This window comes from Herbiconiux sp. FW305-C-125 (assembly GCF_058783455.1).
The window spans coordinates 193805-205401 of record NZ_JBYSYO010000004.1; the positions used below are offsets into that span (position 1 = coordinate 193805).

At 72.8% G+C, this 11597-nt stretch carries 9 protein-coding genes; 7 read left to right on the forward strand and 2 right to left on the reverse strand.

Going from position 1 to position 11597, the window contains the following annotated elements:
* Nucleotides 1–55 precede the first annotated feature (55 nt).
* Nucleotides 56–1018 (forward strand): acyl-CoA thioesterase, encoded by a 963-nt coding sequence (locus tag AC3WLB_RS12825; RefSeq protein ID WP_492506521.1) that lies wholly within the window; start codon nt 56–58, stop codon nt 1016–1018.
* Between the two features lie 4 nt (nt 1019–1022).
* Here the strand turns inward: AC3WLB_RS12825 and AC3WLB_RS12830 are convergent, their stop codons facing one another.
* The gene (locus tag AC3WLB_RS12830; protein ID WP_492506523.1) at nt 1023–1490 is read right to left on the reverse strand and encodes an NUDIX hydrolase; all 468 of its coding nucleotides are present in this window, start codon (nt 1488–1490) and stop codon (nt 1023–1025) included.
* A 92-nt stretch (nt 1491–1582) separates the two neighbouring features.
* Here AC3WLB_RS12830 and AC3WLB_RS12835 point away from each other — a divergent pair, with 92 nt between their 5' ends.
* Nucleotides 1583–2563 carry a DsbA family protein gene (locus tag AC3WLB_RS12835; protein WP_492506525.1) on the forward strand — a complete coding sequence of 327 codons (981 nt, stop codon included), beginning with the start codon at nt 1583–1585 and terminating at the stop codon, nt 2561–2563.
* Between the two features lie 33 nt (nt 2564–2596).
* Here AC3WLB_RS12835 and AC3WLB_RS12840 read toward each other — a convergent pair whose 3' ends face one another.
* Nucleotides 2597–4195, reverse strand: a complete 1599-nt coding sequence (locus AC3WLB_RS12840) for a helix-turn-helix transcriptional regulator (RefSeq protein WP_492506527.1) — start codon at nt 4193–4195, stop codon at nt 2597–2599.
* Between the two features lie 117 nt (nt 4196–4312).
* Between AC3WLB_RS12840 and AC3WLB_RS12845 the strand changes: the two genes are divergently transcribed.
* The 5 genes from AC3WLB_RS12845 to AC3WLB_RS12865 are packed head-to-tail and all read left to right on the forward strand — an operon-like array spanning nt 4313 to nt 11589.
* Complete coding sequence (locus AC3WLB_RS12845; protein ID WP_492506529.1) at nt 4313–5440, forward strand: heme/hemin ABC transporter substrate-binding protein; 1128 nt, start codon at nt 4313–4315, stop codon at nt 5438–5440.
* Nucleotides 5437–6543, forward strand: a complete 1107-nt coding sequence (locus AC3WLB_RS12850; protein WP_492506531.1) for a FecCD family ABC transporter permease — start codon at nt 5437–5439, stop codon at nt 6541–6543. Before AC3WLB_RS12845 ends, AC3WLB_RS12850 begins: the two co-directional genes overlap by 4 nt.
* A complete protein-coding gene (locus tag AC3WLB_RS12855) occupies nt 6540–7598 on the forward strand; it encodes a heme ABC transporter ATP-binding protein (RefSeq protein WP_492506533.1) in 1059 nt (352 codons plus the stop codon). The genes AC3WLB_RS12850 and AC3WLB_RS12855 overlap by 4 nt, the downstream gene beginning before the upstream one ends.
* Entirely contained in the window at nt 7595–8527 is a 933-nt protein-coding gene (locus tag AC3WLB_RS12860) for a hypothetical protein (RefSeq protein WP_492506535.1), read from the forward strand. The genes AC3WLB_RS12855 and AC3WLB_RS12860 overlap by 4 nt, the downstream gene beginning before the upstream one ends.
* Nucleotides 8528–8544: 17 nt before the next feature.
* Complete coding sequence (locus tag AC3WLB_RS12865) at nt 8545–11589, forward strand: fibronectin type III domain-containing protein (protein WP_492506537.1); 3045 nt, start codon at nt 8545–8547, stop codon at nt 11587–11589.
* Nucleotides 11590–11597: the final 8 nt, after the last annotated feature.

Consider the following 11597-nt stretch of genomic DNA (forward strand, 5'->3'; position numbering starts at 1 on the left):
GTTCTTCGCGGGCCGCGACGGTGAAAGCACGCCAGGAGGCTGCCATCCTGTCATCATGGACGACAGGATCACCCTCCGCTTCATGGCCGCACCGCAGGATGCGGCGGCCGGCGGGGTTTCCGTGGCCGCCGGCCGCGTGCTCGAGTGGATCGACAAGGCAGGCTACGCCTGCGCCGTCGGCTGGAGCTCCTCTTACTGCGTCACCGCCTACGTGGGCAACGTGCATTTCACCAGGCCCATCGCCTCGGGCCAGATCATCGAGGCGCACGCCCGCATCATCCACACCGGCCGAACCAGCATGCAGGTTCTGGTCACCGTCGAGTCGGCGGATGTGCGCAGCCGCGATTTCACCCCGGCCACGCACTGCATCCTGGTGTTCGTGGCCGTCGACGACGAGGGGCGGCCGCGCGAGGTGCCGCCCTGGTCGCCGGCATCGGAGAGCGACCGGATGCTCAATGCCCGCGCCGAGGAGCGGCTCGCCCCGCGCCGCACCATCCGCGACGCCATGCAGCAGCAGACGTACTCGGCCGCAGGCACCACACCGCAGACCGTGTTCCGCTTCCTCGCCGCCCCGGCCGACGCGAACTGGGGTGGCAACGCCCACGGCGGAACGGTGATGCGCTGGATCGACGAGGCCGCCTTCGCGTGCGCTGCCGGCTGGACGTCGACCTCGGCGGTCGCCGTGTACTCGGGCGGCATCCACTTCTACCGGCCGATCCGCATCGGGCACATCGTGGAGGTCGCGGCCCGGCTCATCCACACCGGCCCGCAGAGCATGCACATCGCCATCCACGTGCGCTCGGGGTCGCCCGCGACGCCGGGGATGCTGGAACTGACGACACAGTGCATGAGCGTGTTCGTCGACCTCGACGCCGCCACCGGGCGGGCCCGGCCGGTGCCGGCCCTGCCGCTCGTCTCTGACGAGGACCGGCGCCTCGACGCGCACGCGTTCGATCTCATCCGCCTCCGGGCGAGCCTCGAAGCGCTCCCGCTGCCCTCGTCGCGCGTGCCCGCGTAGGGCGCTATTCGTCGGCGCGGGCGAGCCGCTCCAGGGCGTCGAGCGCGGGGCGCTGGCCGGCGAGGAGCTTGTCGTGCGCCTCGGCGAGCGAGAACCAGCGGGCGTCGTCGATCTCCGGGAACGACTGACGGCGCCCCGAGCGCGGCGGCCACTCGAGCTCGAAGGTGTTGCTCACCACCGTCGCCGGCACCGCCGACGACTCCACCGCGAACACCGCGACGACCTTGCGCGACGGCTGCCGGAACTCGCCCAGCAGCAGGTACTCGCCCTCCGGCGCCGGCGCTCCCGTCTCCTCTGCGAACTCGCGTCGGGCGGCGGCGAGCGCATCCTCGTCCGGGCCGTACTCGCCCTTCACCACCGACCACGAGCCTGCGTCCTTGCGCGCCCAGAACGGTCCGCCCATGTGGGCGATCCACACCTCGACGTCGTCGCCCACCCGTCGCCAGGGCAGGATGCCCGCACTCAGCACCATGTGGGCCATTTTCCCACCGAATCCATAGCGACCTCATAGACTGCCTCCCTAGCGTCTATCGGCAGCCAGTACGAGCAAGGAGCATCCGCGGCATGAGCCCAGCGAAGTCCGACAAGAGCATGTACGACGGGCTCTCGAAGAAGGACCGGCAGGCGCTCGCCCGCGAGATCGCACGCATCCAGCGCGAAGAGGAGCGGCGCCGCAAGAAGCGCAACCGCGTCATCCTCATCACGAGCCTGGTCACCGTCGGAGTGCTCGCGCTGGCCGGCACCGGCTGGGCGGTCTACAGCGGCATCCGTGCCACCTTCGTGGGCCCGCTCAACATGCTGAGCGACGGCATCCTGTTCACCGGCGACCCGTCGGCCGCCACGGCGCAGAGCGAGACACCTCCGCCCCCCGTCGCGACGCGCACCGCGGCGCTCCAGCCCGGCGACCAACCGGTCGCCTCCGACCTCGACACCGCTCAGGTGCTCCGCATCACCGAGTACGTCGACTACGCGAGCCCCGACGTCGCGAAGTTCGAGACCGCGAACGGTTCGGCGCTGCAGTCCTACGTCTCGGCCGGGTACGCCTCGATCGAGCTGCACCCGGTGGCCTTGGAGGGCGACGGCAGCTACAGCGCCCGAGCCGCGAACGCCCTCGCCTGCGTGGCGAACACCACGCCCGACGCCGCTCTCGCCGTGCACAACTCGCTCGTTCAGGCGCAGCCCACACTGCCCGACGGCGGCTTGAGCAACGACGACCTGGTGGCGCTCGTGCAGAAGGCGGGCGCGACGGATGCGGCGATCGCCTCGTGCATCACCGGCAACGACTTCAGCGACTGGGTCGCCGACGCCACCGCCCGGGCGCAGCAGAACGTGCCGAACTCCGACGTCACCACGCTCAGCACGGTGCCGCTCGTCGTCATCGACGGCACCGCCTACACCGGCGCGCTCGACGACACCGAGGCCCTCAACACCTTCATCACCGATGTGTTCACGAAGGCCACGTCGGGCGCCGACGGTTCGACGCCCGACGACGGATCGGACGCCCCGGCGACCGACGCCCCCGCGACCGACGCTCCGGCTCAGTAGAACGACCCCCTCGCGGGCACCGGCACCGCCCCGTCAGTCGAGCAACCCCAGCCGCGCCACCGCCTGCTCGGCCTCGGCACGATTCGCGACCCCGAGCTTGCGGTAGGCGCTGCGCAGCTGCGACTTCACCGTGTTCTGGCTCACGAACAGCCGCGTCGCGATCTCGGCGACGGATGCCCCCGACACCAGCTCGGCCAGCACCGACCGCTCCCGGGGTGACAGCGGCACCGTGGCGGCCATATCGGGCAGGAAGTTGCCGCGCGACCGCACCCGTTCGAGCACCCGAACCACACCGGCCCCGAGTTCGGCAGGGGTCACGAGCTCGACCAGTGTGTCGAAGTCGGCGCGCCGGATGACGGTGAGCGCCGAGTACAGTTGCGCCGACTCGATCAGCGCCAGCGCCTGACCGAACGCCTCGGCCGCCTCACGCTCCCACCCGCCGCGCAATCGCGCCACCGCGTTCAGCACGAGCGCCTCGGCGATCACCCGCTGCGCCGAGGTCGCCACCGTGAGCAGTGGTTCGACCGTACGGGCCACGGCTGCGAGGTCGCCGCTCAGCAGGTCGACCTTCGCGCGTTCCAGCTGCAGGTAGTAGATCGAGGGCGGGGTGGCCCGCTGCCCGGCGAGCGCCTGCCGGGCTCGGGCGGGCAGCTCGAGCTCGATGTAGAGCTCCGCGCGTGCGACCGCGACGAAGTGCGCACCGATGCCGTTGCTGCTGAGTTCGGGCGGCCGGCTCTGCACCGCGGAGTCGATCTCGGTGAGCACCCGCCAGGCGTCGTTCGTGTGCCGGGCGAGCCGCGCCCGGAGGTAGAGCATGACCGCCCAGTACTCGGGCGCCTTGGCCACGTCGGCGTACACGTCGAGCACCTCGGCGGCCTCGTCGAACTCGAGCCGGTCGATGTGCCGGAGCGCGCGGCTGAGGTGCGCGGTGACACCGTAGCGCTTCGAGGTCCAGTCCGGCACGGCGTCGGGCGGGTCGCCGCGCGGCACCCGGTCGAGCCATGCGGCGGCTTCGGCATTCTGCCCCGCGATGGTGTGCAGCCACGCCAGGCTGCCGGCCGCACTCTCGGCGATGAGCTCGTTGCCGGTGACCGCGGCGAGGTCATGGGCATCCTGGTATTCCCGGAACGCCTCGGTGCTCTGCCCCGCCGCCTCCCGCACCTTGCCCCACTGGCTGTGCAGGTCGGGCAATGAGTACCGCAGCTCGACGACGGCCTCATCGGTGGCGTCGCCCAGGGCCTCTCGCGCCTCGTCGACCCAGCGCACCGCGCGGTCTATCCGCCCGGAAACCCGCGCCGCCGCCGCCCGGCTGGTCAGCTCCACCAGCACGTCGATCAGCGCACTCGACACCCCGGGCGGCGCCGTGTCGCGAAAGCGCAGGGGGCGCGGGCCGTCACCGACGGGCAGGTAGCTGAGGTAGTTCTGCGCCGAAACCCAGCGCGGGTTGGCGGCCAGCACGTCGTCGGGCAACGCGGCGACGGCGTCGCGGATGACGGCGGGGTCGGCGATGATGAGCGCCGACCAGTTGCGCTCGACGAGGGTCTGCACCGCGTCCCAGTCGCCGCGGGAGACCGCATCCTGCAGCCGGCGCCCGGGGTCGGACGATGCAGGGTCCCCTCCAGGTACGCCCACGCAACGAGTGTAGCGCCCGTCTGCCCTGGGGCGCGTAGATTGACTAGGTTAGCCTAACCTAACTAGCATGGGCAGCGTCGCCCGACGGCTTCCCGCTCCCTCACCGATAACGGACTGATGACCCTCCCCAGCCCCCTGCACCGCCGCGCACTGGCGCTCGTGCTCGCCGTCGCGACCACCCTCGCGCTCGCCGCCTGCTCCTCCTCGGCGACCGGAACCGACGCCGGCTCCGCGTGCCTCTCCTCCGACGTCGCGCTCACCGACCTGCCGCTCGCGCCCGACCCGAAGACCCATCAGGGGGAGTCCACCGCCTGCCTCGACGACACCGGCATCACGCCCGTGACGACGGATGCGCGGCAGAGCCTGCCCGCGACCGTCACCGACAATCAGGGCACCGAGGTCACGGTCACCGACACCAGCCGCATCCTGGCCCTCGACATCTACGGCTCGCTCGCCGCCACCGTGTTCGGCCTCGGGCTCGGCGACAGCGTCGTCGGCCGTGACACGAGCACGAGCTTCGCCGGGGCCGCCGACCTGCCGGTCGTCACGCAGAACGGGCACGAGCTGAACGCCGAGGCCATCCTCGAGCTGAATCCGAGCGTCGTCATCACCGACTCCTCGATCGGGCCGTGGGATGTGGTGCTGCAGGTGCGTGAAGCGGGCATCCCGGTGGTCGTCACCACGCCCGAGCGCAACCTCGACAACGTGGGCGAGCTCGTCGGTCTCGTCGCGGCCGCCCTCGGCGTGCCGGCCGCGGGCGACGCGCTGACCGAGCGCGTGACGAGCGAGATCGCGGCCGAGGTGGCGGCGATCGCCGAGGTGACGCCGGCCGACCCGGCCGATCGGCCGCGCATCCTCTTTCTCTACGTGCGCGGCAACGCCGGGGTGTACTACATCTTCGGCGAGGAGTCGGGGGCGGATGCCCTCATCCGCGCCCTCGGCGGAGTCGACGTGGCGGGCGAGATCGGCTGGCAGGGCATGCGGCCGATGACCGCCGAGGCGCTCGTGAAGGCGCAGCCCGACATCCTGCTCATGATGACCAAGGGGCTGGAGTCGGTGGGCGGGGTCGACGGGCTGCTCGAGCGCATCCCCGCCGTCGCCGAGACGCCGGCCGGCGCGAACCGGCGGATCGTCGACATGAGCGACTACGAGATCCTGAGCTTCGGGCCGCGGTCGGCGGCGGTGCTGGATGCTCTTGCCCGCGCGATCTACGCCCCCGACGCCTCGGGCGCGGTGCCGCGATGACCCGCGTCGCCACCCGCGCGGCCGACGCCGGCCTCGAGGCGAGCGTCGATCCGCTGCCGCGACGGGTGGGGGTCGGGCGCAAAACGGTGCTGTTCGTGGTGCTCGGCGTCGCCCTCATCGTGGTGTCGCTCGTCGCCGCCGGTACGGGGCAACTGCAAGTCGCCCCCGACGAGGTGCTCGGCTCGATCATGCACCGGCTGGGCGTGACGCTGTGGCCGCTGCCCGCGCATCCGAACGGCGACAGCGCGCTCTGGACCATCCGCTTCCCGCGCGTGGCGATGGCGATCCTCGTGGGTGCAGCGCTCGCGGCGGCCGGCATGATCATGCAGGCCATCTTCGGCAACCCGCTCGCCGAGCCGGGCGTCGTGGGCGTGAGTTCGGGTGCCGCGCTCGGGGCGGCCGCCACCATCGTGCTGAACCTCACCTTTTTCGGCGACTGGACCATCGCGTTCGCCGCCTTCGTGGCGGGCCTCGCGGCGACCCTGCTGGTCTACGGCGTCTCTCGCGCGAACGGCAAGACCGAGGTGGTGACGCTGGTGCTCACGGGCATCGCGGTCAACGCGTTCGCGGGCGCAGGGCTCGCCCTGTTCATGTTCCTGGCCGATACGCAGTCGCGTGAGGCGATCGTGTTCTGGCAGCTCGGCAGCCTCAACGGCTCGCGCTGGCAGGACGTGCTCGTCGTGCTGCCGGTCGTCGTGGTGGGGGTGGCCGTGGCGCTCGTGCTGTCGCGGCGGTTCGACCTGCTCTCGCTCGGCGAGAAAGCGGCCCGACACCTCGGCGTGAACGTGGAGGCGCTGCGGATCGTGTCGATCGTGCTGGTGGCGCTGCTCGTGGGCGGGGCGGTGGCGTTCGTGGGCATCATCGCGTTCGTCGGGCTCGTCATCCCGCATCTCATGCGCATGATCATCGGGCCGGCGCACCTGCCGTTGCTCATCGCATCCACCCTCGGCGGATCGGTGCTGCTCGTCACCGCCGACCTCGTGGCGCGCACCGCCATCCCGATGGCCGACCTGCCCATCGGGCTCCTCACCTCGCTCATCGGCGGTCCGTTCTTCTTCTGGCTGCTGCGCCGCACCCGCAAGAAGTCGGGGGGCTGGGGATGAGCCCGTTCGCGCGTCGGCCGACGCCCATGCCCGCTTCCGCCGGCACCCCCACCCCCACCCTCACCCCCACTCCCGCTTCCGGCAGCACCCCCACCCCCGCCGACCCGTCAGTTGTGGTGGGTATGAGGGGGTCCATACCCACCACAACTGACGGGTCGGCGATGGATGCGCGGGGTGCGGCCACCGCGGCCGCCCTCCGCGTGCGGGGGGCGCGCGTCGAGATCGGAGGGACACGCATCCTCGACGACGTCTCGTTCGAGGCGGCCGCGGGCGAGGTCGTGGCGCTGATCGGGCCGAACGGGGCGGGCAAGTCGACGTTGCTCTCGGTGGTGACCGGCGACCAGTCGGTGACGGCCGGGACGGTGGAGATCGCGGGGCGGCCCCTCGGCGCGTGGAGCCTGCGCGAACTCGGGCGGCGACGGGCGGTGCTGCTGCAGCAGAACGGCGTCTTCTTCCCGTTCACGGTGCGCGAGGTCGTCGAGATGGGGCGGGCGCCCTGGCAGGGCACTCCGCGCGACGCCGACGACGACCGCGTGGTCGACGAGTCGATCGCGCTCACCGAGCTCACCCGGTTCAGCGGGCGACCGCTGCCGTCGCTCTCGGGGGGTGAGCGGGCGCGGGCGTCGCTGGCGCGAATCCTGGCGCAGGAGACGGGCATCCTGCTGCTCGACGAACCGACCGCCGCGCTCGACCTGCGCCACCAGGAGGACGTGCTGCGCATCGCGCGCGACCGCGCCCGCGCGGGCGACTGCGTGGTGATCGTGCTGCACGACCTCAGCCTCGCGGCGGCCTACGCCGACCGCATCGTGCTCGTGGCGAACGGCAGCGTGGTCGCCGACGGACCACCGGATGCGGTGCTCACGCCGGCCCTGCTCCGCGCGGTGTACGAGGTGGAGGTCGACGTGCTGCGGCATCCGGTCACCGGCACCGCGATCGTGCTCCCGCGCCGGGCGCCGGCGGAGCCCGCGGAGACCACCGCGACCACCGCACCCCACACGCTTGCCGAGCCTGCCAAGCCCGACACGCTTACCGAGCCCATCGAGGAGAACGCATGAACCGCATCCGCACGACCCTCGCCGCAGCCGGCCTCGCCCTGGCGGCGGTGCTCGGCTCGGCCGTGGCAGGCGCCGCGGCACCCGCGCAGGCGGCCGGATCGGTGAGCGTGGTGGTGGCCGACCGGCCCGAGCTGGTCGCGGTGGCCGACCCGAACTACCTCACCGAGGTGACGGTGTCGGGCAGCGGGTTCCAGTCGATCCCGAACGGGTTCGGCGGCCTCTACGTGTTCTTCGGCTGGGTCGACGGGGGCGCCTGGGCACCGAGCCAGGGGGGCGCCACAGGGTCGACCTACCGCTACGTCTACGACGACGAGTCGAATCCGGTGGGCTACCAGCTCTTCGTGAGCTTTCCCGGTTCGTCGACCGAGTACGCCGCGAACGGCGGCGAGCTCGCGGCCGACGGCACCTGGTCGGGCACGATGAAGATCCCGGGATCGTCGTTCGAGTCCTACGACCGCAACGGCGACGTGACCACCGTCGACTGCCTGCAGGTGCAGTGCGGCATCATCACGATCGGTGCGCACGGTGTGGTGAATCCGAGCAACGAGACGTTCACGCCCATTTCCTTCCAGGACCTCTACTCCGGCGACGCCGCAGCGGCCGCGGCCGCAGAAGCGGAGAAGGCGGCAGCGGATGCGGCAGCCGCGCAGGCGGCAGCAGCCGGATCGGCGACCTCTCTCGAAACCGATGCCCCCGCCCCCGTGTCGACCACGATCATCGCGGCGCCGGTGGCGGCCGACGACAGCGCCCTCGTGCCGATCCTGCTCGGCGCGGTCGGCGGCGTCGGCCTCCTCGCGATCGCCGCCATCGTCTTCCTCGTGTGGGCCGTGCTCTCCTCCCGCAAGCGCGCGGCAACGCCCGCCGCCGCCACGCCCGCCGCCGCTCCGCAGGCCACGACCCAGCCGGCCGACCCCGGAAAGCAGGCCTGACCCCGATGGCCCGACGGATGCGTCCCACCTGGCCGCGAATCCCCGGTGCCGGCGCGGTGACCGTCGCGCTCATCCTCGGCCTGCTCGCGCCGACGGCGGCGGCCTCCGCTGCGACGGCCTCCGCGGGGGCTGTGGGCGCGACGACCATCACGGGGCCGAGCGCACGCGATTCCGCTGCCCGCGCGGGCGTGGCGATCGACGGGCCCGGGGATGCTGCGGACTCGAGTGCCGGCGCCGCAACGACGACCGGCACCGCCCCGCCGGCCGCCGACGGCGACGCGGACACGGCGAGCGCGCCGCCCACCGACGCGCCGACCGGAGAACCCGCCGGCGCCGGACCCTCCGGTGGCGACGGTGACGCATCCACCGCACCCGACACCGGCACCGGCGCATCCACGGCACCCTCGGACCAAGCCCCTTCGGCCGGCGACGCCGAGGCCCCGCCGGCGCCCGCGGACGACCCGATCGCCGACACCGCACCCGCCCAGCCTCCGACTCCCCTCGCGCCGACGCCCGCAGCCGACCCCGCGCTCGGCGTCACTACTGTCGACCCACCGCCGCTGCCGGCGTCGGAGTGGATCGCGTCCGCCGCCCCAGCGACCGGGCAGGTGCTGGTGCAGAGCGACCCGGCGGGTATCGACTACGCGGTCGACGTGTCGTGGGCGGCACCCGCCGATGCGGCGACGGCCGTGCGCGGCTACCGCATCGAACTCTTCGCCGGACGAACGGTCGCGAACACCAGCACGCTCATCGCCCGCACCGAGGTGGCCGCCGACACCACCAGCTACCGCGTGGAGGGCGTCGCGTTCGGCGCCGCCACCGTCACCGCCCGCGTCACCCTGCTCGACGGCGCCGCGGCCCTGCCGAACCCCCTCGTCAGCGACCCGCTGACCCTCCCCGCGTCGAGCGGCGGCATCCTCTCCGACGCCCGGGCCGGCACCCCGACCCTCTCGGCCCCCACCGACGACGGCGTGACCGTCAGCTGGGAGCCCGCCCCGAGCGACCCTGCCCCCTCTCCCACCGGCTACGTCGTGCGCCTGCTCGAGCGCCGCCACGACCTCGCCGCCACCAGCGCCAACTTCTACCTGGTGGCGAACTACGACGCCGGCGCCGCGACCAGCGCCGTGCTCACCGGCCTCCAGGGCTCCAGCCGCTACCTCGCGGGCGTCGTCGCCTACGACCTGGTCGACGGCGTCAAGCGCTTCCGTCCCTCCTCGGGCACGAGCACCGTGCCCGCGTGGTCGAGCGACTACCCAGCCCAAACCCTCGGCGCCCGCACGCCGCTCACCGAGTGGTCGAACCCGCCCGCGGCCCCGGCCGCCGACACAGCGCGCTCCCTCACCTGGACCGGGGCCCCCACGACCGGTCGCCTCACCGGCGGCTCCCCGATCACCGGCTACCACGTCGAGCTCCACCAGTCCGGCGTGGGCCTCGTCGCCGAGACGGATATCGCGGTCGCCGACCCCGCCGCGCCGCCCAGCACCGCCTTCCGCGGCCTCACCGCCGGCGCCGGCTATTCCGTGCGCGTCGCCGCGGCGAACGCGGAGGGCACGGGCGAGCTCTCCGACTTCAGCCCGCTCACCGCGACCCCCGCCGGCTCCGCCCCCGGCAGCCGCCCGCCGGCCTATGCCGACCGCGCCGCGCTCGACGCCGCGATCAGCACCGGGAAGGTCGCCGTGCACGAGCCCACCACCGCGATCACGGCGGTGCAGGGGGCGGACGCGACCGTCGAGGTGCCCTGGACCACCGCACAGTCGGGCGAGGCCTGGTGGTACGGCAGCGCCACCTTCGCCGCCACCGCGACCACCACGGGAAGCGGCACCGGTCCCGCGCATCCGTCGCTCACCGTCTCCACCGCCGGCCTCCCCGTCGGCACCCACTGGCTCCTGTTCGTCACCGATGCCGAACTCGACGGCGAGCCCGCCCCGGCCGGTGGCCGCGCCACCGCCGTGCGGGTGGAGATCACCGCCGCCGCCGACGGGGTACTCACCCTCGACAACGCCGTGCTCCGCTGGGGCTTGAACGACGAGACGAACAACGGCGCCTACTTCGGTGGATGCAACTACCTCTCCGCCGGTCGAACGCCCGATCCGGGCGGCTCGGTCATCTTCACCTCCGCCCAGTACGCGGCGAGCGCCGGCACCGTCTCCATCGAGAAGCCGGATGCGTCGGGCCGCTTCGTGCCCGCCAGCTGGGAGACGAAGTGCCTCGACCGCACCGGCGCCCCGCTCAGCTCGGGCACGACCACGCCGTACGGCGGCAACCAGTTCGTGATGACGAGCGGCACCGGCGAGGTCGACCGCGCAACGGGCAGTGCGAGCATCCGCTGGGCCGGCGACGTCACCGTGGCCTACTACGGCGGCATGGCGTTCTGGTACTTGAGCGACCCCGTGCTCACCGTCGAGAACGGCGCGGGCACACTCACCGCGACCGTCGGCGGCTTCGGCACCGACATGGACGACCTCAGCAAATGGCAGCCGCTCGCCGACCGCACCGTGACGGTGGCGACCTTCAGCGGTGTGCAGGTGGGGCCGGACGGCTTCACCGCGACGCCCGACTACCGCGGAGTGGCCGTGAGCCTGCCCGCCGGCCAGACGGCCCAGACCCGATCGGGAGCGGATTGGGGCTCGTTCCCGCAGAGCTTCATCGACTTCCAGGTCGAGAGCGGATCGGCCGCCTACTGGTACTCCAGCGGCGGACTCGCGGATGCGGCGAAACCGGCCCAGCCCATCGTGATCGGCTACGACGCGGCCACCTTCGCCCCTCCCACTGCGCCCGCGGCGGACACCGGCAAGGCGAGCGCGCGAGCACCGGTCGCGAAGCTCCCTCCCGCCAAGATCCCCGCCGCGTTCCTGCTGCCCGCGGCGCCGGATGCGTCGGCGGCGTCGGCCAGCGCACCGGCGGCTTCGTCGGTGGTGATCGTGGAGACGCCCACCCGCGCGGGCCTGGCCGACGAGGTGCTGATGCTGCTCATCGCGCTCGTGGCCCTGCTCGGCCTCATCATCGTGGTCGCCGCTCTCGGCGGTGGCGTCCTCGTGCTCAGCACGCCCCCGCGCCGCTGAGCACTCGC